Source organism: uncultured Methanobrevibacter sp., assembly GCF_937881195.1.
Taxonomy (GTDB): Archaea; Methanobacteriota; Methanobacteria; order Methanobacteriales; family Methanobacteriaceae; genus Methanobinarius.
The window spans coordinates 1-25,299 of the sequence record NZ_CALGFC010000058.1 but is presented as its reverse complement, the minus strand read 5'-3'; the positions used below and the strand labels follow the sequence as shown (position 1 = coordinate 25,299).

General features: G+C 22.4%; 15 protein-coding genes. 6 read left to right on the top strand and 9 right to left on the bottom strand.

Annotated elements, in window-relative coordinates; translation table 11 throughout:
* Nucleotides 1–880 precede the first annotated feature (880 nt).
* Nucleotides 881–1,366, top strand: coding sequence for a hypothetical protein (locus Q0087_RS07910; RefSeq protein ID WP_297899239.1), 486 nt, complete (start codon nucleotides 881–883; stop codon nucleotides 1,364–1,366).
* A gap of 569 nt (nucleotides 1,367–1,935) precedes the next feature.
* On the opposite strand, the gene Q0087_RS07905 is transcribed toward Q0087_RS07910, so the two are convergent.
* The 3 genes from Q0087_RS07905 to uvrB form a co-directional block, all read right to left on the bottom strand.
* On the bottom strand, nucleotides 1,936–2,754 hold the full coding sequence (locus Q0087_RS07905; protein ID WP_297899243.1) for a DUF368 domain-containing protein: 819 nt from the start codon (nucleotides 2,752–2,754) through the stop codon (nucleotides 1,936–1,938).
* A gap of 475 nt (nucleotides 2,755–3,229) precedes the next feature.
* Nucleotides 3,230–6,142 (bottom strand): excinuclease ABC subunit UvrA, encoded by a 2,913-nt coding sequence (gene uvrA / locus Q0087_RS07900; RefSeq protein WP_297899237.1) that lies wholly within the window; start codon nucleotides 6,140–6,142, stop codon nucleotides 3,230–3,232.
* A 1,057-nt stretch (nucleotides 6,143–7,199) separates the two neighbouring features.
* Entirely contained in the window at nucleotides 7,200–9,161 is a 1,962-nt protein-coding gene (gene uvrB, locus Q0087_RS07895) for an excinuclease ABC subunit UvrB (protein ID WP_297899235.1), read from the bottom strand.
* A gap of 580 nt (nucleotides 9,162–9,741) precedes the next feature.
* On the opposite strand from uvrB, the gene uvrC reads away from it, so the two are divergent.
* Nucleotides 9,742–11,619: an excinuclease ABC subunit UvrC gene (uvrC, locus tag Q0087_RS07890; protein ID WP_297899233.1), complete on the top strand. Its 1,878-nt coding sequence runs from the start codon at nucleotides 9,742–9,744 to the stop codon at nucleotides 11,617–11,619.
* Between the two features lie 342 nt (nucleotides 11,620–11,961).
* Here uvrC and Q0087_RS07885 read toward each other — a convergent pair whose 3' ends face one another.
* Nucleotides 11,962–12,654, bottom strand: coding sequence for a DUF169 domain-containing protein (locus tag Q0087_RS07885; RefSeq protein WP_297899231.1), 693 nt, complete (start codon nucleotides 12,652–12,654; stop codon nucleotides 11,962–11,964).
* Nucleotides 12,655–14,004: 1,350 nt separating this feature from the next.
* On the opposite strand from Q0087_RS07885, the gene csa3 reads away from it, so the two are divergent.
* Nucleotides 14,005–14,598 carry a CRISPR-associated CARF protein Csa3 gene (gene csa3, locus Q0087_RS07880; protein WP_297899229.1) on the top strand — a complete coding sequence of 198 codons (594 nt, stop codon included), beginning with the start codon at nucleotides 14,005–14,007 and terminating at the stop codon, nucleotides 14,596–14,598.
* A 448-nt stretch (nucleotides 14,599–15,046) separates the two neighbouring features.
* On the opposite strand, the gene Q0087_RS07875 is transcribed toward csa3, so the two are convergent.
* The 4 genes from Q0087_RS07875 to Q0087_RS07860 form a co-directional block, all read right to left on the bottom strand.
* Nucleotides 15,047–15,175 (bottom strand): hypothetical protein, encoded by a 129-nt coding sequence (locus Q0087_RS07875; RefSeq protein WP_297899227.1) that lies wholly within the window; start codon nucleotides 15,173–15,175, stop codon nucleotides 15,047–15,049.
* A 1,154-nt stretch (nucleotides 15,176–16,329) separates the two neighbouring features.
* Complete coding sequence (locus tag Q0087_RS07870; protein WP_297899224.1) at nucleotides 16,330–17,097, bottom strand: exodeoxyribonuclease III; 768 nt, start codon at nucleotides 17,095–17,097, stop codon at nucleotides 16,330–16,332.
* Between the two features lie 556 nt (nucleotides 17,098–17,653).
* A complete protein-coding gene (locus Q0087_RS07865) occupies nucleotides 17,654–18,835 on the bottom strand; it encodes a PD-(D/E)XK nuclease family protein (protein ID WP_297899221.1) in 1,182 nt (393 codons plus the stop codon).
* Between the two features lie 235 nt (nucleotides 18,836–19,070).
* Nucleotides 19,071–21,761, bottom strand: coding sequence for a DEAD/DEAH box helicase (locus Q0087_RS07860; protein ID WP_297899218.1), 2,691 nt, complete (start codon nucleotides 21,759–21,761; stop codon nucleotides 19,071–19,073).
* Nucleotides 21,762–22,335: 574 nt separating this feature from the next.
* On the opposite strand from Q0087_RS07860, the gene Q0087_RS07855 reads away from it, so the two are divergent.
* From Q0087_RS07855 to Q0087_RS07845, 3 genes are read left to right on the top strand one after another with little or no spacing between them, the layout of a single operon-like run.
* Entirely contained in the window at nucleotides 22,336–22,665 is a 330-nt protein-coding gene (locus Q0087_RS07855; RefSeq protein WP_297899241.1) for a helix-turn-helix domain-containing protein, read from the top strand.
* A 2-nt stretch (nucleotides 22,666–22,667) separates the two neighbouring features.
* The gene (locus Q0087_RS07850; protein WP_297899214.1) at nucleotides 22,668–23,414 is read left to right on the top strand and encodes an ImmA/IrrE family metallo-endopeptidase; all 747 of its coding nucleotides are present in this window, start codon (nucleotides 22,668–22,670) and stop codon (nucleotides 23,412–23,414) included.
* A complete protein-coding gene (locus Q0087_RS07845; protein ID WP_297899213.1) occupies nucleotides 23,404–23,973 on the top strand; it encodes a hypothetical protein in 570 nt (189 codons plus the stop codon). Before Q0087_RS07850 ends, Q0087_RS07845 begins: the two co-directional genes overlap by 11 nt.
* Before the next feature lie 648 nt (nucleotides 23,974–24,621).
* Here Q0087_RS07845 and Q0087_RS07840 read toward each other — a convergent pair.
* Nucleotides 24,622–25,044, bottom strand: coding sequence for a hypothetical protein (locus tag Q0087_RS07840; protein ID WP_297899211.1), 423 nt, complete (start codon nucleotides 25,042–25,044; stop codon nucleotides 24,622–24,624).
* Between the last annotated feature and the right edge of the window lie 255 nt (nucleotides 25,045–25,299).

Genomic DNA, 25,299 nt, shown 5'->3' with positions numbered 1-25,299 from the left:
CAGCAGCAGAAACATATGACATAGATAAGGCAAATAAAAAGAAAATCAAAATTATAAATATCATTTTATTTTTATATTCCATTGAATGACCTTCCAATTAATATTTTACTATTTTTCACCCCCGCCATTATTTTTTTCATTAATATAGAGAACATTCTCTCTTAGCAATATGAAAATATTTATTATACCCTCCATATAAAATTTACTATTTTATTCTAAAAGTAAAAAACTACTCGATAATTTTCACCAATTTCTGAAAAAATTTAAAAAAATTTAAAAAAATTTTACTTCGTTAAACCGTGGTATAACGAAGTAAAAAAATTGCATATTTTATTTTCTTCAAAATAGCTGTAAAAGTATAAGCAAGTATATATGTAGCCATCAAATTAGGCAATGTTTAATGATTTAAAAAATATCATGATAAATTTAATTATTTACACTTGAAATCAATCAATAATAATTTTATTAATAGGTTTATTATTCTTAAATTTAAATTAGGATATTAATATATTTTACAAATATATTAATACTATTGAAAATTTATTTATAAAATTTATTGAAAAAATTTCTTCAATTTTTTTTATTATAAAATTTGTAAATAAAAATAAAAAAATAAATAAAAAAATAAATTTCTAAGTAAAAAATAATTTATAAATAAAAAAAATAATTTCATATTGACAATTGAATTTTATGTTGATTAATTAAAATAAAGATAAATAAATTATATGATAAAAAACATATATATAATTATTAATTAAAGTTTTAAGTCATATTTTTTATTAGAATATTATATAAAATTAAAAGTAATTTTTAAAATAAACAAATATTTAATAAGTCACTAATAAAAAAAGATAGATATAATCTGTTTAAGGGGATATTTATGGATATAAAAAAATTATTAGAAAGAACAAATAAATTAAGAGCTGATATTCAAGCCAAAACTGATTATGAGATCCAAAATACTGTAGAATCAAATAATTCAAAAATAGCTATATTTAATAGAATACCTAATGAGAATTTTTATTATCCTTATAATAAAACTGCTGTGAATTATTGTATTGAAGCTGTAAGTTCTAATATTAGTAGATTAGAAGAGAATATTAATTATAGAATATTAGGAAGAGAAGAAAAACAGGATATGATGAATCAATATAATTTATTAATAAACCTATTTAGAGATATTGAAATAAAAAAATCAGGAAGGATAGAGATAACTCCAGATATAATGATTTTTGAATATGAATATGGGAATTTAACTCCATTAAATAAAAATTCATCAGTTAATTTTTCTAATATTTATCAATTAATTTCAAATACTCCAAAAACAAACGAAATTTTATGGAGAAAACTAAATATTGACATATAACTTGATTAATAATATAATTAAAATTATTAAATCTTAATTCACCAATATAACTCTATTTCTATTTTTTAATCATTTCATTTAGTATTTAAGATCATAATTTATATTTAAAATTAAATAAAATTAAAAAATACTAATTAAAAAACACTAATTAAAAAATACTAATTAAAAAGTATTATTTTTTGCATTATCCGTAATATAATTAGTTTTATTAAATATATAATAGGTTTATTTTAATTAATTTTATAAATAAAGAATATTATTAAAACTAAGCTAAAAAGTAATACTTTTTAAATATTATTTTTAATAAAATTAGTAATACTTAAAAAATTAATAAAATTATCAGAAATGAAAAAAGTATTACTTAAAACTAATTTCATAATAAAAAAATTAAAAATTTATTTTTTTTAAAAAAAGTAATAATAAAAAAATAATAATTATTATTTATTAATATATTACATATAATTATTAAGATAATATAATTATAATACTAAATATATTTTTTTTAATAGATATTTTTTTAATAAATATTTTATTATTATTATTATTATCCAAAGCACGTTTTTTAAGTATTATTCAATGTATTTGAACTTCATTTCAAGTAAAACAATTAAAACAAATCCAATTATCATTAAAATGACACATAATAATAAATCAAATGGAGAACTTCCAACATTACTGGTTACTTGAGTGAAAGGGATTCTTAAAGTTCCAATCATGACACCAATTAAAAGTGCCAATGTTATTTCCTCATGATGCTGTAATAAATAATCAAGCAATTTTGAAAATCCTAAAATACCTATTAAAGCACCTATACAAAATGTAATAATTTCAGTAAAGTTAAATGTATTTAATGCATTTAACATATAATGATATTGGCCTAATAGCAATAATATGAAAGCTCCAGAAATTCCTGGAAGTATCATAGCACATATAGCAATCATACCTGAAAAGAATAAAATTGGTAATGAATGGTTAGCTGCTATTGGATTAAGTCCAACAAATATAAATGACAAGATGAATCCTATAATAGAGATTATGATTATTTTAGGTGAAAAATGTACAACTTGGGTATATAAAACATATGCAGAAGCTAAAATTAAGCCTAAAAAAAATGCAAATGTAAATGCAGGATAATTATCCAATAAAAATCCAATTATTTTAGATAAAGTTAACATAGCAATAGCTATGCCTAGTAAAAGAGGTATAAACAATTTATAGTCAACCTCTTCTATAAAAAGCTTTTTAAATTCTGAAAAGTTTAATTTTATAAGGGGTTTTAAAAAAGAGAACTTTAATTTTCCAATTCCATGTACAAGTCTTTCATAAATTCCTGTGATTAATGCAATGGTTCCACCAGAAACACCAGGAATAATGTCTGCTGAACCCATAAACAATCCTCTGAGGAATATAAGGAAAGGTTCTAAAATTTTGCTTGATACCATAATAACATCCTTAAAATAAATCATTTATAAAATTTACTATTAGATTAATAAATTTTAGTGAATAATAAATATGTATATACTATTTTAATTCTAATAAGATAAATAAAAATATTATAAAATCCTAATAAAAATCTTTTGATAATACTAATAGAAATTTATATATGTTTTTAATATTTATAATTGTTTGTAATTGTTTTTATTAATTTAATTAATAATTTAAGAACTAATTATAAAAAAATTTTTAATAAAAATAATTAATAAAAATGAATTAAAAATAAGAAGATATATGATATATTTAAAAAAATGAATAAAAAATTAAAAATAAATGATTAAAATAATCTAAGAATGGATTATTTCTAAGAATAAGCTATTTCTCTAAGAATGAGCTATTTAATAAAAAAATAAGGGAAAAATAGCATATCTATTTTCCACAATTTTCTTTAACTAATTCTTTAGCTAAAGGAGTCATATTATCTTTTAAAATTTCTTTTAAGAAATTTCCAGTATATGTTCCTGATTTAGCTATTTCTTCAGGAGTTCCAGTAGCTACAATTTCTCCACCACCATCTCCACCTTCAGGACCAAGATCAATAATATGATCTGCAGTTTTAATAACATCCAAATTGTGCTCAATAACAACAATCGAATTTCCAGAATCGGTTAATCTTCCAAGAACTTCAAGTAATCTTTTTATGTCAGCAAAATGAAGTCCAGTAGTTGGTTCATCGAGAATATACAATGTTTTTCCAGTACTTTGCTTTGATAGTTCTTTTGAAAGCTTAATTCTTTGGGCTTCACCACCAGATAATGTTGTAGCTGCTTGACCTATTTTTATATATCCTAAGCCCACATCATATAAGGTTTGAAGTTTCTTTCTTATTTTTGGAATGCTCTCAAAAAACTCAAGAGCCTCTTCAACTGTCATCTCAAGAACTTCATAGATATTTTTACCTTTATATCTTATGTCTAAAGTCTCGTCATTATATCTCTTTCCTTTACAGACTTCGCAAGGAACATAAACATCAGCTAAAAAGTGCATTTCAATCTGGATAATTCCATCACCAGAACAAGCTTCACATCGTCCACCTTTAACATTGAAACTAAATCTTCCAGGTTTATAACCTCTAGCTTTGGCTTCAGGAGTTTCTGCAAATAATTCTCTTATATGTGTAAAAAGACCAGTATATGTAGCCGGATTAGAACGAGGAGTTCTTCCAATAGGAGTTTGATCAATGATAATTATTTTATCAATATTTTCAGCACCTTCAATACTATCATATTTACCAGCAAAAGTTGGTTTTTTATTTATTATGCTGTTTAATCCTTTATAAAGAACTTGATTAATTAGAGAACTTTTTCCAGAACCTGATACTCCTGTAACACAAGTAAATACTCCTAAAGGGATATCAATATCAATATTTTTTAAATTATTTTCTTTAGCACCTTTTATTGAAATGTAATTACCATTACCTACTCTACGAGTATTATTTATTGGAATTACTTCTTTTCTTGATAAATATCTTCCTGTAATTGAATCAGGAGATTCCATAATTTCACCAGGAGTTCCTTGAGCAATTACTTTTCCTCCGTGCTCTCCAGCACCAGGACCAATATCAACCACATGATCTGCAGAAAGAATTGTTTCTTCATCATGTTCAACTACAACAAGAGTATTACCAATATTTTTAAGTCTCTTTAATGTTTCTATTAATTTAACATTATCTCTCTGATGAAGTCCAATACTTGGTTCATCAAGAATATATAAAACACCTACTAGGCCAGAGCCTATTTGTGTTGCTAATCTAATTCTTTGAGCTTCTCCACCAGATAAAGTCCCTGAAGATCGTTCCATAGTTATATAATCCAATCCAACATCAACTAAAAACTTCAATCGTTCTTTGATTTCTTTTAATACTTCCTTAGCTATGAATAATTCTCTTTCTGAAAGTTCAATTTCACTGAAAAAATTATAACAATCCCTAATAGGCATTGAAACAACATCGTAAATTGATTTATCTGCAACTGTTACAGATAATGCTTCTGGACGAAGTCTTTTACCATCACAAACATGACAATTATGATCACTCATAAATTTTGAAATATATGAACGAGAATAGTTTGATTTTGTTTCTAAGTAATGTCTTTCCATTCTATTTATTACACCCTCAAATTTCCTATTAACACGATAAGATTTGTTTTTACGTTTAAAATTAAATGGAATTTTTTCTTTTGTTCCATATAGAATTGCATTTTGTTCTTCTATTTTTAAATCTTTAAATGGTGTATCCATTGAAAATCCTAAATAATTAGCTACAGCTGATAACATTTGGTGATAATAATTATCCTTACTACCTTTTGATCTGCTCCATGGGAGGATAGCACCTTCATTTAGAGAAAGTTCCTGTTTTGGAACAATTAAAGCTGGATCCATCTCCATTTTGCTCCCAATACCATTACATTCTGGGCATGCTCCTTGAGGACTATTAAAAGAAAACATACGAGGAGTTAATTCTTCAAAATTTATTCCACATTCAACACAAGCAAAATGTTCAGAGTATACTTTTTCATATTCCTTATTTTCAATTTCTTTATCAAAAAGAATATTAACAATACCCTCACCAAATTCAAGAGCAGTTTCAATAGAATCGGCTAATCTTCTCTGAAATTCAATATCTTCCCTAATTATAAGTCGATCAACCACAACTTCAACTGTGTGTTTGTTATTTTTGTTTAATTTAATATCTTCCTCGAGATTTCTAACTTCTCCATCAACCCTAACTCTAACAAAACCTTTATTTGTAAGATTTTCAAAAACTTTTTTATGTTCTCCTTTCCTAGCTTTAATTATTGGGCCTAAAACTTGAATTTTTACTTTTGAGCTATCATGTCCTTCTTCAATAATATTATCCACTATTTGTCCTACGGTCTGTGGAGAAATTTCTTTACCACATTTATAACAATGAGGAATTCCAATTCGGGCATATAAAAGACGTAAATAATCATATATTTCGGTTATTGTTCCTACAGTTGAACGAGGATTCATTTTTGTGGTTTTTTGATCGATAGATATTGCAGGAGACAATCCTTCAATATAATCAATTTCAGGCTTTTTCATTTGTCCCAAAAATTGTCTTGCATAAGCAGACAATGATTCAACATATCTACGCTGTCCTTCAGCATATATAGTATCAAATGCAAGAGATGATTTTCCAGAACCACTTAAACCAGTGATAACTACAAATTCATCACGAGGAATAGATATATCTAAATTTTGAAGGTTATGTTCCCTTGCACCTTTTAGAATAATCTCTTTTTTATGTGATTTTTTATTCATTAATAATTCTCCTTATTGATAATTGTACTTGATTATTTATTAAATTTTTATAGCTATTTAATTTATATTGATTATTTGTGATATAATTTTCATGAAAAGTGTAGATATTTATTAGGTTAAAAATAGGCTTATGAACTTATTAATTGATAATAATTATTTATAAATCTTAATAGATTGTTTATGGAGATATAAATCCTAATATAGTAATTATAAAATTATATATTAGTTATATTAAAAATTTAAAATAATATTAAACCTAATTATAATATTTATAAGCATACCTAATCATAAAATCTAGAAACATGGTAAATAATTTATTACATAATATTAAATTTATAAAAGAATAATAATTCTTATTAAAATTACTTATTATTAAAACTAGAAAATTCTATTAAATATAAGCTATTATAAGATAATTTTATAAAAAAATAAACTACTTTTGTTCAATTAAATATAAAATGTATTTATTGAAACATACAAATAGAATTAATATTATATCTTACAAACAATATAAACTTTTCGATTAACAATTCATAATATTGTAAATACCTCTCAATATAGACTATAAATTTTTATTAATATATTCAAATATTTTAAATTTAATTCACATATTATAACAATTCATATAACCTTAAATATGCAAAATTTGCTTTTAATCTGATTTAATTATATATATTATATACCAATAATTTTTAGGTAGTTAATGAAAAGTAATATTTTCATATGAGTTTCATATTTTGAATATAAATATAAAATTAACTATAAAAATTAAATATAAATATGAATATAAGATCTAATATAATATGTTAATTGATTATTTAATCAATTATAATTTAATAAAATATAATTTCAATCTTTAAAAAGTCGTAGTATAATAAATTAAGAATAAAATAAAATAAAAATATAATAAATTAGAGTATAATCTAAGAATAAAATAAAATAAAAATATAGCAAAATAAAAAATATAATAAATTAAAAGTATAACAAAATAAGATAAAATAAGATAAAATAATAAAAATGTTATCTGATTGTTATATTATTATCAAATATTAAACTTCTACTTTTTAATACCTTTCAAAACAATTAGCTGATCTCTTAGTTTAGCAGCTCTTTCGAAATCTAAATCAGAAGCAGCTGTTTTCATATCTCCTTCTAAATCAGTTATGAGCATTCTAAGTTCATCTTTTGGCATTTTTTGAAGGTCAGTGACTGTTTTATCATATTTTTTAATTTCTTCTTTCTTATCTTTAAGTGACCTATAAGTGGATTTAGGCTGAATATCATATTTTTTATTATAAGCTAATTGTAATTTTCTTCTTTTATTTGTAATATCAACCGAATTCTTTATTGAGTCTGTTATTTCATCTGCATACATGAATACTTGCCCATCCACATTTCTCGCAGCCCTACCAATAGTTTGAATAAGAGATGTTTCAGATCGGAGAAATCCTTCTTTATCTGCATCAAGGATTCCTACAAGAGAAACTTCTGGTAAATCTAAACCTTCCCTAAGTAAATTTACCCCAACAAGACAATCAAATTCTCCTCTTCTTAAATCATCAATAATTTCAATTCTTTCTAAAGTATCAATTTCAGAATGTAAATATCTAACTTTAATGCCTATTTTAGCATAGTAATCAGTTAAATCTTCTGCCATTCTTTTAGTAAGTGTTGTAATTAAAATTCTTTGATCTTTATCAATTCTTTTCCTAACTTCACCAAGTAAGTCTTCAACTTGATTTTTAGCAGGCCGAATTATAATTTCTGGATCAACAAGACCAGTTGGGCGAATAATTTGTTCAACAATGTTTAAACTTCTACTCATCTCATAATTACTTGGAGTAGCTGAAACATAAAGCACTTGGTTAACTGATTTTTCAAATTCATCAAATCTAAATGGACGGTTTTCCATAGCAGAAGGAAGCCTAAAACCATGGCTAACAAGAGTTTCTTTTCTAGCCCTATCTCCATTATACATTCCCCTAATTTGTGGGACTGTAACATGAGATTCATCAATGATTGTTAAAAAATCTTTTGGGAAGTATTTTAACAATGTATATGGCATTTCACCCCATTTTCTTCCAGAAAGGTGTAAAGAATAATTTTCAACACCAGGGCAATATCCCATTTCACTTAACATTTCAAGATCAAATCTTGTTCTTTGTTCAAGTCTTTGAGCTTCAACTAGCTTATTTTGAATCTTAAGTTCATTTAATCTAGTATCAAGCTCCTGTCTGATATCTTTAAGAGCTTTATCCATTCTTTCATCAGCCACAACAAAATGTTTTGCTGGGAAAAGAGTATATCTTTCAAGATTTTCAATTCTTTTTCCTGTAACTTTATCCACAATAGCTATTGAATCAATTTCATCTCCAAAAAGTTCAATTCGGATAGGAGGAGTACCATGAACTGGATTAACTTCAATAACATCTCCTCTAACTCTAAATTGTCCAGTATCAAATTCTATATCATTTCTTTCATATTGCATATGAATTAATCGACTGAGAATTTCCCCTCTATCAAAAATATCCCCTCTTGAGATTGATAGTGCAAACTCACCATAATCTTCTGGTGATCCTATACCATAGATACAAGAAACACTAGAAACTACTATAACATCATCACGAGATAGTAGTGATTGTGTTGCAGAATGTCGCATTCTATCAATTTCATCATTTATTGAAGCTTCTTTATCAATAAATGTGTCTGTTCTTGGAACATATGCTTCTGGTTGGTAATAATCATAATAACTTACAAAATATTCAACTGCATTATCTGGAAAGAACTCTTTAAATTCTTCATATAGCTGTGCAGCTAATGTTTTATTATGTGAAATAATAAGTGTTGGTTTTTGTACCTCTTGAATAACATTTGCCATTGTAAATGTTTTACCAGATCCTGTTACTCCAAGTAATGTTTGTTCATGAAGCCCTTTTTTAAACCCATCTGAAATAGACCTAATTGCTTTTGGTTGGTCTCCTAATGGTTTATATTCTGATGATATTTTAAATTTTTTCATAATATCTCTTTTTTAAAAAAATTAATTATTTTATATTTTTTATTCTTATTTTTTAATAATTAAATTTGTTACAAAAATTAAATTCATTAAATTAAAATATATTATATACCAACTTACATAAATAAAATTCTATAAAAATTATATTATAATTAGGGTAAAGATTTGAACTATAAAATAAAAAATAGCTATAGATTATTATTTAAAATTCTATAAATTTAGAAATTTAATAAATTTAAAAATCCAATAAATTTAATTAATTTTATAAATTTTATATTATTATACAAATATTTATATTTATCATAATATATTGCAATATACTACTATTTATAATTTTATTTAAAATTATAATCTATTAATAAATTTATAACTTAATATAATATCAACATATTACAATAATAATATTTATATTCAAAATTATAAAATTAATTAAATAAGTAAAATAAAAATTGAAACAAAAATAAATTTAATATAATGAATATATTATACAAAAAATTTATATTATTGAAATTTATTATAAAAGATAAATTTATTTAAAAGATAAATTTACTTAAAAAATAAATTCATTATAAAAAGATAAATTATGTCAACTAAAGTTAAATCACCAGAAGAACTTCCAAAAAAGCCAGGAATATACATAATGAAGGATTCTGATGATAAAATTATTTACATCGGTAAATCCAAATCACTTAGAAATAGAGTGAAATCATATTTTAAAGATAAATATGATACACCTAAAACTAAAATATTAATGAGTCATTTTAATAGTTTAGAGTATATAATAACTGATAGTGAAAAAGAGGCCCTTATCTTAGAGGCAAATTTAATTAAAAAACATAGGCCAAAATATAATATTAGACTTAAAGATGATAAAAGATACCCTTATGTTAAAATAACAAAAGAAGATTTTCCTCGCTTAATTATTACAAGAAACATTGGGAAAACAGGGACTTATTATGGTCCATTTACAGATGTAGGCTCTGTACGCCAAACAATAAAATTTTTAAAATCACTTTTCAAAATCAGAACCTGCCGTAAAATGGATGGTCCTTGCTTAAATTGTCAAATCGATTTATGTTATGGTCCTTGTGATGGTAACATAAGTAAAAAAGAATATAAAAAATTAATTAATAAAATAGATCTTTTTTTCCAAGGTAAATATACAGAAATTATTGAAAACCTTCAAAAAGAAATGGATGAATCATCCAAAGAATATAATTTTGAAAAAGCTGCAGTTATAAGAGATCAGATAGGATCTATTGCAGAAGTAATGGAAAAACAATTCGTTGATTTTGCAGATGAATTAGATCAAGATGTAATAGCTATGTCTTTTGATAATGATTCTGCAATAGTTGTTGTATTTTCAATTAGAAATGGAAAAATAAATGGAAAAGACGATTTTTTAATGAGTGGAACTAAAAATAATAAAGTAAGTGATGTTATATCTGCATTCATACAACAGTACTATGGAATTAATCGCCATATTCCTAAAGAAATTATATTAGAGGAAAAAATTTCAAATAAAGAGGAATTAATACTTATTAAAGAATGGTTAGCTGATTTAAGAGGAGATAAGGTTGAGATTTCTGTTCCAGATGAGGGTACAAAACTAAGACTAGTGAGAATGGCCTCTAAAAATGCAGATATAATTAGAAAACAAAAGAAAAAAATGAAAAATTCAATGATTGAAATTAAAAAATATCTGAAACTTCCAAAGCTTCCTAGAATTATCGAAGGATATGATGTATCTAATATTTCTGGAAAATTAGCTGTTGGATCAAAAGTCTCATTTTTTGATTCTAAACCTAATAAAAAACAATATAAAAGATTTAAACTTGAAACACCTGGCCCAAATGATTATGAAATGATGAGAGAATTATTATCTCGAAGATTTAATTCTTTAAAAAATACTCAAAATAATAATGACAATAATAAAAATAAAAACAACAATAATAATCAAAAAATTAATAATGAAAGAATTAATAATGAAAATGATAATAATGAAAAAATATATAATGAAAAGGATAATGATGAATATCCAGACCTCATACTAATTGATGGAGGTAAAGGTCAGCTAAAAATAGCTACTGAAGTATTGAAAGAATATAATTTAGAACATATACCAGTAATTGGATTAGCTAAAGAATTTGAAGAAATATTTATTCCAAAAAGTTCTTTTCCAATTATAATTCCAGGGAATAATGAAGGATTACATCTTTTACAAAGAGTTAGAGATGAAGCTCATAGATTTGCTGTAACTTATCATCGAAAATTAAGATCAAAAAATATTGAAGCATCAGAATTAGATGATATAGTTGGAGTTGGAAAAACAAGAAAAATAAACTTATTAAAACATTTTGGAAATATTGAAGAAATTAAAAAAGCTAGTATTGAAGAAATAGCTAGTGTGAAAGGTTTAAACAAAAAAGTAGCTAAATCTATTTATGATAAATTTAACTAATTAATTAAATACTTTATAAATTTTAAGATAAAATATCATTTTATTAATTATTTTTTAAATCATATTTTTAAAATATTTTTAAAATATTCAAAATTAAAATAATAAAATAAGAATATAATAAAATAAAAATGATAAAATAAAAATAATGAAATAAAAATAATGAAATAAGAATAGTGAAATAAGAATAATGAAATGAATAAGATAAAATAAATAAAAAGATATTAGAACTAACTAATATTTAAAAAATTAAATTAATATCTAAATAATCAAATAATATCTAAAGAGTTAAATATTATCTAAATAACTAAATACTATGTGAAGAGTTAAATATTATCTAAATAGCTAAATACTATCTAAAGAGTTAACAACACAACCTAAATTCTCACCATTTAAACCAATAACAAGTTCATCATCTTTTATATCAGCATATTGTCTTGAACCACTACAACCTAAAGTTATATTTGGTCTTTTTCTCATAAATGGACCTGCAACTGCATCAGCACAAACTGACTGAATTCCTGAAAAATCAGACTCTACTCTTCCACCTAATGAATAAACAATAGCTTGAGAAACTTTCATAGCTTGTTTTGGATTAGCTATAATAACAACAACATCCGGTGCAAAATTTGCTTTTTCTAAAGGAGCATATATAATTGCATAACTTCTTAAGTCAATTTTGGGAATTGAATCTAATGTTCTTTTTGCAGAACCGAGTGATTTGAATCTTTTTAAACCATAGTAAAATTCACCAGTTGCAATTTTTTCAGGAATTTCTTCAAGTCCAATTGCAGAAGATCCCCCTTTACACATTTGTTCTTCAGAAGTACTATAAAATGAGTCTCCCCTTGATGCTTTTTGAACCATTTCACAATGTCTCATTTTATCTTGAATCTTATCAATATCCTCTGGAATATCTTCTTCGTGCAAAATAAATTTTATAGCTACTGGATGGGATTTTAAATCTAAATCTTTTTTTATCCTAGAAGAAAGATACTGGTTATTTTCTAATTCATTGGTTTCTAAAATATCATTCATAATATCACCATTAGACTTTGTTAAAATATTATATTAGTTTTTTATATACATAATATTTTCTATTTTACTATTAGAAAACTTATAGATAAATAAAATTAACAGTGTTATATAATACATTATTATATGATATATTATTATATGATATCTTAATCACCATTATTATAATATAATTAAATTTTAGTTTTTATTGTTAAAAATAATAATTTAAATATATTAAATATTGATTTAAAAGTATAGACTATTTGTTTCATAATGAAAAATTTGATTAATATGAAAATATTATGAAAAGAAATAAAATTAAACATTCAATGTAAATCAAAAACTTTTATATATAACCTTAAATATATTAGCTATTACCATTATCAAAAATTTAATATAATGTTTATCAAAACTATATAAATTTAATAAATAATGGAATTATGTTTCAATATAAAGAAACTTTTCAATAGTATTAAATTATTTTTATAATAATTAATATTCCTTTATTATTATAAAATTGTGTTTTAAATTACTATAATTGTTGTTTTTATACATTAAGTTTTAAAATTATCTTAAATCAAAAAATATTTGTTTAAATCAAGATTTTTTGATTTAGAATTGCACTTCATAATTTTTAGATGATAAGTGATAACTTAAACTTGATATATAAAACATATTTAGTATAAAAGATTATATACTAATCATGAAAACATAAAAATTGTTCATTGAATCTAAAAATTATAAAAAATTATTATTTATAATTTTAAAGATATTTTAAAGCAATTTAATATAGTAAATTTTTATATAAAATATTATATTTAATTATTATAACTATTAGTTACTAATAAGTAGGTATATATAGAATAAAAAAGAATATTATTAATGTAATTTATTTAACTTAAAAATGATATTTATCAATTATTAGATAAGTCATTAAATTTTATTTTAAAATAATTTTATTATTAGTAATAGTTTTTTTTCAATAATGATTAATATTAAAATATTTATTATTATTGATAAAATATTTATGATTAATAAATTTTATATATTTATTATTAGAGGTTTAGTATAAATATATTATGTACTAAATATAACAATATTAATGTATTTACTATATGTAATAGAATATAAATTAGTAATATAATTATTTGATTGTGAAATTTTAAGTTTAATAATTAATATATTAAGATTAATATATTGAAAAATGAAAAACAATATATATTGATAACATGTAATATATATAATTTTATATTAAATATGTATTAAATTAATATGTTTGTTAATGATTAAAAAGGTTATATGATTAAATTAAAAGAAAAATATAGTAACTCTGAACTGACAGTTGTGACTTAATTAAAAGGCGGTGATTAAATGGAAACAACTTTAATATCAACTATTTACGATGTAGAACCTGTAATGATATGTATAACAAAATTTTCTCCAAAGAAAGTGTTACTTTTAACTGAGGATAATGGATCCAATGTAATGAGAGAAAGTAAAGAAACTTTGGAAAAAGCATTTGGAAGATTTATAGATATCAAATCCCAAGAAACTGATTCTAATGATTCAGTAAAAATTGCTTCTGGTGTTGCAGATGCAATTGAGAAAGAAAAAAAATCTGGAAATAAAATTGTTGTTAATATAAGCGGTGGAGAAAGACCACAAGCTTTAGGAACACTCTTTGGAGCGTATTCAAAACATCAATTTGTTGATAGAATTGTCTACGTAGATAATTCTACAAAAGAAGTAATGGATCTCCCAATACTTAAATATGGAATCTCTTCAACCAAAAAAGAAATTTTAAAGTGTTTGATTAATGGATCTAATTCTGTTAAAGAACTTTCTGATAAAATTGAAATTAGTAGAGGAATGACATATAACCATATCCGTGAATTAAGGGATATGGGTCTTATAGACAAAGAAGTATTGGAAATTACTACTGCTGGAAGATTAGCTATAATTTAATCTTTCACACACTTTTTGAAATTTTTTAAGTTCTGATTTTTTATTCTAACTTTAATATATTTAATCATTAATCAATTTTAATCTTTTTAAATTACTATTTTATATATTAAAATATTAAATTTATATTATCAATTAAATTTAACTATTTTTATATTATTTTTTTAAATAATCTACAATTAGATGCCAACAATATTTTGTTTATAACTTATTAAACAATCTATGAAAAAATAGTAATATTAATTAAAAATGAAAGATTTATATGCATATATAATAAATTATTTAATGTAGGAGCAATATTTATAATTTTATATCAATAAAATATCAATGCAAAAGAAATATATATCAAAAATATATTACTCTTGGGGGGAACGATATGATTTTGATAAATAAATATTCTCCTACACATAATTCTTTTTACTTTATTTTATAAATCCAAATTATTATCTAATTAAATACCACTACTTTTAATCAAAATAACACTACTTCTAATCAAAATAACACTACTTCTAATCAAAATAATGCCACTTTTAATCAAAATAACACTACTTCTAATCAAAATAACATCACTTTTAATCAAAATAACACTACTTTTAATCAAATTATACATTATTATATAACTAATTTACAGATGATACCCAATATTCGTTAGTTAAATTCGTATCTATCGAAAACATTTATATACTACTTATAACATAATAATTTATGTAGGAAATCAATTTCCTACTCAAAAATTCTAATGACAAAATTTACAGTAAAATAAAAAAAATTTTATTCGCGATATGTCATTAGTGCAAATAATCTTCGTAAAAAAAATAAAACATAACCAAACAAACTTAAACAATAAGAAGAGGTTCATTTAAAATTAATATTCTCTAAAATTTCTCAATATCCTCTTTTTATTTAAGTTTGGAAATTTAACTATTTTTTATTAGATAAATAATTATCATTTTAATATTTTATAATTTTAATATTTTATTATTTAACATTAAAAAATTATTCACTATTTAAAAATATACTTAATTTTAAAAATTATTTATCTTTAAAATTAATTTAATATTATAAATTTTATTTAGTATTATAAATTTTATCTTATATTATAAGTTTCATTTAATATAATAAAATTATTTAATAAATAATAATTATTTTCCATTATTCAATAATAGAAATTAAATAATAAATAAGTATTATTTTTAATGATTTTTATACAATCACAAATAAATAATTTTTTTAATGAATATCAATAATTAATATGTACAGTTAATATAGATTATTATACAATTAAATATAAAAATATAAATACTTTAAGATATAATATTATATTAGTACATTATTACTATAGTATTATAATAAAAAATATTATTTAATAATGTATGAAGAAAGGGTTAAAAAAGCGCGTTCTCCCCCCAAGAGGCAAAACTTTAAACTCCTTTCTTCCATTACTTGATTAATTTTATACATATATCTCTTATATAACCAAATTAAAAATATAACTAGTTTTATAATTAAAATATTTTAATAAATTTATTTAAAAATAATATTTAAAAATATTAAGCTTACTCTTTTTAAAATAAGAATAAATACTAACTTTTTTTAATAATAATCTATTGAATTATTATAAAAATTAAATATAAGAATTAAAATATAAAAAATTTTTAATAAAAATTAAAATGATAATAATATTATTTTATATCTATAATAAATACTATTATTTTATATCCATAACTAATACTATTATTTTATATCCATAACTAGTTCAATTGGAGCATGTTTAGATCCATCAATATCAGCTAATATTTTAGAATCAATTATGGAGTCTTTTAAATTCTTTGATACAAAGAAATAATCTAAACGAGATCCTTCACCAGATCCTTTTGTTTTTTGAGATTTCCATGCTGAAAATTGGATTTCATCAGGATTTAATGATCTAAAAGAATCAACATAGCCAAGTTTTTCTAATTTATCTATTACTTCTCTTTCTTCATTAGAAAAGTTAGCAGCCTTAGAAGCTTTTTCAGGATCACTAACATCTTTTTCTGTGTGTGCTATGTTAAAATCACCAGCTATTATAACATTATCATTAGCTGATTTTTCAGCAAAATCTAATAACTTTTTATAAAATTCTAGCTTAATTTCTTTATTTTTCTTACTACCCGAACCAGAAGGAGCATAAATATGTATTAATTTAAAATTATCAAAATTAAAGTTCAATAATCTCATTTTCAAAGATTTATCAGGTAAATCAAAGAACCTTTTAACAACTTTTGGTTTTAATTTAGAAAAAGTAGCTATTCCCCCAGCTCTTGTAGTTTCCCCTTGAGAAAAATAAGTAGTATAATCTTCAATATCTTTTAAATTTGAATCTAATTGTTCATATTTAGCTTTGGTTTCTTGAAACAAAATAACATCAGGATTTTCAGTATAAATTGGATCTATTTCTTTATTTTTTGCACGAGTTCTAATTCCATTAATATTCCAAGATATAATTTTTATTTTGCTCATATTTTAACTTCCAATATATATTAAATAACTTCCACATATATTAAATAAAATCTATACTATATTAAATTATTATTATCTATTATTTTATTAAATTTTATTGATAAATTAATAAAAATAATAATTATAGTTAAATAAAGGGTATAATAAATAAAAACTGATTTAAATCAGCGATATCATTAAATAAATTTGAATAATCCTAAAATTATATTTAATAATCTTAAAATTATATTTAATAGTCTTAAAATTATAGCTAAATAATTCTAAAAAATAGCCAAATGATTCTAAAATTATATCCAAATAATCATAAAACTACATATTTTTTAATTATAATTTTTAATTATAACCTTATTATTTGATATTTTTCTGAAATACCTTAAATAGATTTCTATATCTTTAAATCTAAAAATAATTTTTTGTACTATCATTATTTATTAATATTATCATTATTAACTCTTACTATTTAAGTATATGATATTAATTTAATATATTATATAATAAAATTATAAATATTGAAATAAAATCATAGAAAAACTATTAAAACATATTATTAAAGAATTTAAGGTATTTTCATTGAATCTGCAAGGTGTTTACCACAAAAACTTTTAAAATCACATGCATCACAGGTTCTTTTATCTCCTTTCGCATTCCAAGCATTTTTAATTGGTATTCCATTCATTTCCTTTATAATTGAGTCTTCAATATTTCCCACAACACCATCAAATTGATTCAAAGCATTTGATATAGAACTTTCTTCAATATCAATAATCCTAATAGATCTATCCTGTTTTAATTTATCGGATAAATTGATGTAGTTGTCTTTATTTTCATCCCAATTCAATATTTTAGATTTTTCTTCTTTTGAAATTTCAACATCACTACAATTATTATCAATATCTTGTTTTATAGCTATTAAATCCTCAGTAGAAGGAACCAATTCATTTAAATAAAATATAATCCCGACTAATATTGGTTTAGATTCTTCTTGTTTTGACCTTAACCATGCATAAGTTAAAATTTGCCATTGATGATAAAGCCAATTGTCTGATTTTAAAGCTGGTCTTTTCATTCCCTTATAATCAATTATAATTTCATATTCATCATGTTTAAAAGAATCTAATTTTTTTAAAAAATCCTCATTGTTATTTAAGTATTTAATAATTTTATTATCTGTATTTTCCTTAATTTTTAAAGAGCTAATTACATCTATTACTCCATTAATACCATAATAATTTGACCTACTATTTTCATTATTGTAATTAGGCATTGGTCTTTTGCCTTTTATTAAAACTTCAGCAGAATTGATTAATGGAAATAAATCAGGACCCCATATATTAATAGCTTTTTCAGCTCTTGCACTATAAAGAAGTTTATGTGGATGATTTTCATCTGGACAAGACCCTGAAGTACCAACTTCTCCTTTTTCATACTTACAGAAAAAATCTAAAGGAGGATATAAACCTCTAGCTCTTAATCTTTTATCAATCATTTCTTCAATAGGCCTTATTTGTTTCTTCCAATCCCATGGGAATTTTGTTTTTTTAATATCCCACTCAAGAAATGATTCCTCCATTACTCCATGGATAAATTCTCCAAACCATAGCTGTATAGGCATAGATGGGGGAAGAGTGCCCCTATTTTGATACCTATATTGTAAATTACAGGTTAAAAAGGATATTAAATCTCCAGTTAGACTATACTCTGGAATAATATATGGTTTTGATCTTGGTGATAATTCCATTTTCTCACTTTAAATTTTTTATTATTAAATTCAATAGTCTATTAATTATATAATTAAAATAATTAATATTAATTATACCATTAATTGATTTAAAATTATTTATACAATTAAATAATTTACTTATTCTATATAAAAATTAAATAAGTTAATATTCTATATAAAATTAAATAATTCACTTATTATTTATACGATTAATTAAGTTAAAATTCTACATACAAATAAGAAATTGCTTTAATTAAATTAAGTATATTTGATCAAAGCCTATAAATTCTTCATCTCTATTCCATCCTAATGCAACATTTGGAATTTTCATTTCTTTTTCATTAGCCACATATCCATCTATTGCAGGATTTAATCCAACTAATAATAAAACATCTTGAGCTCTTGAAAAAGCTACAAAATAAAGTCTTGTTAAATCATCAAAAGCCCTATCTTTAGGATCTCTGTCACCAACACCTAATGGACTAAAAGGCCTAATTTTATCTTCTAAATTTGAAGATTTTCCTCCTTTTTTTGGAAATCTTAAAAATGAAGTTTTTACTTGGTTTTTCTTAAATCTAGATCCTACATCTACAATAACTAATGGAAATTCCAATCCTTTTGATTGATGTATAGACATTATGTTAATTCTATTAGAAGGTAAAGTCTCCAATAATTTTTCATCAACTGAAACTCCTCCAGTTGCAATAGGTATAAATATATTCCAAATAGCTTCTATAACTGATTTTTCTTCTTCTTTATGGTCATCATCAAAGAATATTTGAGCAGAATATTCATTGAAAAATCCAGTTTGAGTAATTGTTTTAGTAATAGCTTCTAAATAAACCAACCCTTCAATATCATCTTGTAAGCTATCAATCCATGTGATAAGTTTATAAGCTAATTCTATTAAACTAGCATTTTCAGGCCATACATTTGGCTCATGTGAGTATGGAGTTCTATTTCTCCAACATTCAACAAAATATTCAAGAGATATAGGTTGAACAGGTTCTGGATTAGTTTTTATAAATTCATTAGCTATTTTTCTCCATTTGTTCATGTTTCTCTTAGCTAATGGAGGTATTCTTTTAATAGAATTTTGAAATTTTGCTCCAGGATCAATACATTCAAGCATTAAACCACAAAATACAGCTACTGATTCAATTGCTTGAAGATCTTGACCTCTTGGATTAAAAACTTCAATAGGATTTTTAAAACTTAATAAGTTTTTTCTGATATAATATGGGAAAAGTTGATTTCCATAAGAAAATTCTTTTGGCGAGTATGTTAAAATAGCAATATCAGAGGGAGAACCTCCCATTTGAGATAATTTTAAATTTATATAATCTCCTTCAGATATATAATTTGAATCTTCAACAGCTTTTTGATTATTATAATTATTTGGAGATATTGTATTTTTATTATTTGAAGATAGTATCTTTTTTACTTTTCTTTTAACATCTTTACCTTCAACTAAATCTCTTATTAGTATAGATAACTCTCTAGCTAACATCTCCTGATTTTGTCTGAAAATGCCTAAAACAGGAATAGATCTTTGATTATTAGAATTAGAATTATCATCGTCTGTTTCAGTATTAATAGAATTATTATTTTCTATATTATTACTAATAATATTATTATCTAATATATCATCATAAGGCATTTTATTATCAATTAAATCATTATAGCCTATATTATTATATGATATTTCATTATTAATTTTATTATCATCAATTGCATTGATTTTAACTTTAGGATTATTTGATATGTTATTATTAATTTTATTATCATCAATTACATTATCATTTTTATCAATTCTTGAAAATTCTATTTTTGGTTTTTCTTTTACTCTTGCTGATTGGAAATTATTATCTAATTCAACAAAATGATTACATAAATTAACAATATCTTCAGTTGATCTATAATTAGCTGATAAATTTATTTCATCAACATTGATTCCTAATTTTTCCTTAGCTCTTGTAATAAAACTTGTAAATAAATCTACTGTTGCTCCTCTAAATCTATAAAGGGATTGATCATCATCACCTACAACAGTTATGTTTCCTCCATTATCAATAGCTGATTTAGCTAATTTAAAGTATATTTTTTCTTGTAATAGGTTAGTGTCTTGATATTCATCTACAAGAAGTACATTAATATCATTTAAAAAAATATCTAATTTTCCAGAATCTATCCATTTTAAAAATCTTGATTCTAACATTGGAAAATCAAGGATATTTCTTTCTTTTAATTCAGATAAATAATCTAAAATTGCATTTAATGCTTCTTTGGCTCCAGGAGATGTTTCATTGTTTAAAAGCTCTTTAAAATCAACTTGATCATAATATAATCTATTTTTAATATCTAATAAAATATCACTCATACGAGAAGGGTTTTTTATTTCTTCAACCCCATCTATTTTACCTAAATATTCTTTTAAATCTTTATTTAGATACCTATCATTTTTAAATAATCCAGAACTTATCATTGCAGAGTTAGCTACAAAATCTTCAATAACTACTGGTAAGTTTGTTCCAGGATCCCTATGTATTCTAAGTATTTCTTCAGCTATACTATCAATTGTACCAGTTATTATTTGATTAAAGTCGATTTTTTCTATATCTTCTAATTTTTTTTTATCATTGATGGTTGTATATAGATGATTTTTTATTTCATCTCCCCAACTTAATATTCTTGAATTTAATTCATTAGCTGCTTTTCTTGTAAAGGTTGTAGCTATTATCTCATTAGGTTTTATATCATCGACAAAAATAAATTTTAATATTTTTAATACAATAACAGTTGTTTTACCTGAACCTGGGCCTGCAACAATAAAAAGAGATTGATCAATTTCAGATTTTATAGCTTTATTTTGATCTTCATTTGTTGAAATATCTCTTTTGAGTTTATTTACAACAATATCTTGAAATTGAGAGTAGGTAATCATAGCAATCAATTAGTATTAGTTAATTATAGCTAAATTTTATTAATTTTTTATTTACTATAATTTTGTATATTTATTTTAATAATTAGACTATTTTTAAACAATTAAACTATTTTTTAATAATTAAATATTATTTTTATATTTGATTTAATAATTAATATAATTTTATAATAAAAACAAAAATAAATTAAGATAATAAAATGATTAGGTAATAAATAATTAAAATAGTATATTTTTATGAAAAAGAGGAATAATTACTAATTAATAGTTAAAAAGTTATTTTATATCAATTTATATAATTCTAAAATAGAATTATTAAAAAAATAGACAACTAATGAAAAACAAACTAAATAATTCTTATTCCCTAATATTAAAGTGAAAATATATTTTAAAATTATTTGAAAATAAATAATATACTGTAAAAATAGCTAAATATAAAAATATAAAGATAATATCCATTATAAATCTTTAATAAATTTAACAAAATAACGTAATTTTTATTTTTGACATATTCTCATGACAAAATTTATATATTATTTATGCCATATTAATTAATAACATAGTTAAGGTGATAAATATGGAGAAAAAAATTGGAGCCAGGATAAAGAAATTGAGAGAGGATAGTAAATATACTCAAGAACAAATTGCTAGTTATCTTGAAATAAACCAGGGTCACCTTTCTAAAATTGAAAGTGGTGATAGAAAACTTAATTTAAAGTTGTTGGATAAACTTTGTTCATTATACAATTGTTCACATGAATATATCTTATTGAAATCTGATGAATACTCCATTCCTAAAGTTGCTTTTAGAAATAATGAAAATTTCGTTGACCTGAATCTTATTGCTAAAATGAATCAATTAATTGGAAATTTAAAATTTTTAAGAAGTTTAGACAATGAGGAATAAATATGAAAGAATATTATGAAATTAGTCAATTAGCTGAAGATTTAAGAAGAGAATGGGGAATTGATAATTATTCTCCAATTGACATTTTTTCTATTGTTAATGAAAAAATGCCTAAATTAACACTAATTTTATTTCCATTAAATGAAAAAATCAGTGGCTGTTGTTCTAAGATTAATGATGATCAACTTATTTTTATTAATTCCAAACATTCTAAAGGTAGGCAAAATTTCACTTTAGCACATGAATTATACCATTTAATATATGAAAATAATGAAGAATGGTTAATTTGTAGTAGTGGTGAGAATGAAAACCCCAGTGAAAAAGAAGCGGATAATTTTGCATCTTCATTATTAATGCCAAATAGTGCACTTCATGACTATATTAAAAAAAATAATATTGAAAAGTGGAATTTAGAGAATATTATTTATTGTGAGCAATTCTTTCAAATAAGTCATACTGCAATGTTATATAGATTGAGAATGGTTGAAAAATCACTAAGTTATGAAGAGTATATTTCCTACAACAATAATGTTAAACAAGAAGCAATGAGATTAGGTTTTAGTACTGAATTATATGATCCTTCTATAGAAAGTAAACAATATTTTTCCTTTGGTAATTATATACGTCTAACTGAAAAAGCTTTTGATAAAGACAAAATATCTATTGGTAAAAGAAAAGAGCTTTTAATGGATGTTTTTAGATCAGATATTGTTTATAATCTTAAAGAAGGGGATTTTTTTGAAGAATAAACCTGTTTTTTATGATTCAGATTGTTTAGTTTCTTTTTTAGTAGTTGATGAACATCACATTTTATGCAAAATGTTTTCTAAGATTATTATTCCCTCACCAGTTCATGATGAAATTTTCAATAAGAGCACTCCAACAAAAATAAAAGATAATTTAGAATCTTTGATAAATGATAACTTTGTAGAAGTTAAAGATATAAACATATTTTCCAATGAATATTCAAATTATAAACTAATTGAAAAAGGTTTTTGGACTGATAATAAATATATGGGTAAAGGCGAATCTTCAGTAATTGCCTGTGCAATTGAGAATAATGGCATTATTGCCAGTAATAACTTATCAGATATTGAATATTTAGCTAAAAAACATGAAATACCTATTTTAACTAGTTCCCTTATTTTAGGAAAAGCATATGAAAATAATTTAATAGATGAAGAAAAAGCAAATAATATATGGCAAAAAATGATAGACAAGAATATAAGTTTGCCTAATGTTTCTTTTTCTAACTATTATGAATTTAAATACAATAATGATTGGAATAAACTTTTCAAATCAAAGTAAAATTCAATCTGCAAAGATATATAGATATTAATTTTTTATTTCTATTAACTCAAGAAAAAATCTACTATAATCTCAAAAATTAAAATATTTTTTTAAATTGCTATTATTTTTTATAAAAAATTAATAATTATTGTTTTATAGGTAAAAAAAGTAGATTATAATTATACTACATATATACTTATATAATTACATAATTTTATATTTTTCAGAAGAAAAGACCCTCAATTGATTATTTATTATAGTATGCATAATAACATGGTTGAGACTGCTAAAGTAATATGGACAATATTTTTTTAAATCAATTGAGGGAGTGGTTATGTATGTGTTTTAAATTTGTTTTAACATCACCATGATTATGTTGTATTTACTAGTATATAAATATTTAGGTATGCCTAAATATTTTTATTGTGATAATATATAAATTTAATAAATTTGTAAAAATAATAAAAAGATATATAAATTAAACATTACTAATTTTTGTAATAATTATCTTATTCTTATATAATCTATTGATCAAAGTTTTAGATTTAAATTAGGTATTAATTTTTTCTTTTTTAAAATTAAATGATAGAAATATGAGAATTAGCTATAAAAAGAAAAATTATTAAAAACTATTAAAAGTAACTATTTAAAAAAATAAAACCATTATTATATAGAAAAAAGCACTGAAAAAATCAGATAACCGAATAAAAAAATTCCAACTATAGCTAAAATAATTATTAAAATAATGTTTTTCCAATTTTTAAACCTAGCTAAATCATCAATATTAGGATTATAATAACTTTCCATTAAGTAGTATAAAAGAAATATAAAAATAAAAGAACCAGAAATATTCAAATTAAAAAGGAAAATACACAGTATTATAGCTATACTAAATAATGAAAAAATTAATTTAGGAATCTTTGGAATGAAAACATCCTTATATAATATTATTAAAAGCCAAATAAGAATAGAAACTACAAAGATAATAATTTGTAAATTCCAATCAACAAAATGAATAATAAGACCAACAGCAATAAAATAAACAAAACTTAAAAATATAAAATTAAATTTGTCTAAATAGCTATTCACAATAAATAATCTAGAAATTGTTCTATTTAAAATTTATTAAATAAAAATTTAATAAAAATTAGCTTTGAAATTATATAAAAAGAAAATGAGTTTAATATTAGCTAAAAATAGTTGAAAAAATAATAAAAAGAAGAAAAAAGAATATAGAATTAATATATAAATAAAAATTCTTTAATTAGTCTTTTTACTTCTTAAAAATTTGTTTAATTTTTTTTTATTTTATTGGTTTGTATACTTTTATTTTTAGTTTGAATT

Coding starts and splice junctions, on each gene's coding strand:
- uvrB (WP_297899235.1), bottom strand. CDS start 9,161: ATGAAAAAATTTAAAATATCATCAGAATATAAACCATTAGGAGACCAA.
- csa3 (WP_297899229.1), top strand. CDS start 14,005: ATGGAAACAACTTTAATATCAACTATTTACGATGTAGAACCTGTAATG.
- uvrA (WP_297899237.1), bottom strand. CDS start 6,142: ATGAATAAAAAATCACATAAAAAAGAGATTATTCTAAAAGGTGCAAGG.
- Q0087_RS07865 (WP_297899221.1), bottom strand. CDS start 18,835: ATGGAATTATCACCAAGATCAAAACCATATATTATTCCAGAGTATAGT.
- uvrC (WP_297899233.1), top strand. CDS start 9,742: ATGTCAACTAAAGTTAAATCACCAGAAGAACTTCCAAAAAAGCCAGGA.
- Q0087_RS07905 (WP_297899243.1), bottom strand. CDS start 2,754: ATGGGTTCAGCAGACATTATTCCTGGTGTTTCTGGTGGAACCATTGCA.
- Q0087_RS07850 (WP_297899214.1), top strand. CDS start 22,668: ATGAAAGAATATTATGAAATTAGTCAATTAGCTGAAGATTTAAGAAGA.
- Q0087_RS07855 (WP_297899241.1), top strand. CDS start 22,336: ATGGAGAAAAAAATTGGAGCCAGGATAAAGAAATTGAGAGAGGATAGT.
- Q0087_RS07870 (WP_297899224.1), bottom strand. CDS start 17,097: ATGAGCAAAATAAAAATTATATCTTGGAATATTAATGGAATTAGAACT.
- Q0087_RS07910 (WP_297899239.1), top strand. CDS start 881: ATGGATATAAAAAAATTATTAGAAAGAACAAATAAATTAAGAGCTGAT.
- Q0087_RS07885 (WP_297899231.1), bottom strand. CDS start 12,654: ATGAATGATATTTTAGAAACCAATGAATTAGAAAATAACCAGTATCTT.
- Q0087_RS07860 (WP_297899218.1), bottom strand. CDS start 21,761: ATGATTACCTACTCTCAATTTCAAGATATTGTTGTAAATAAACTCAAA.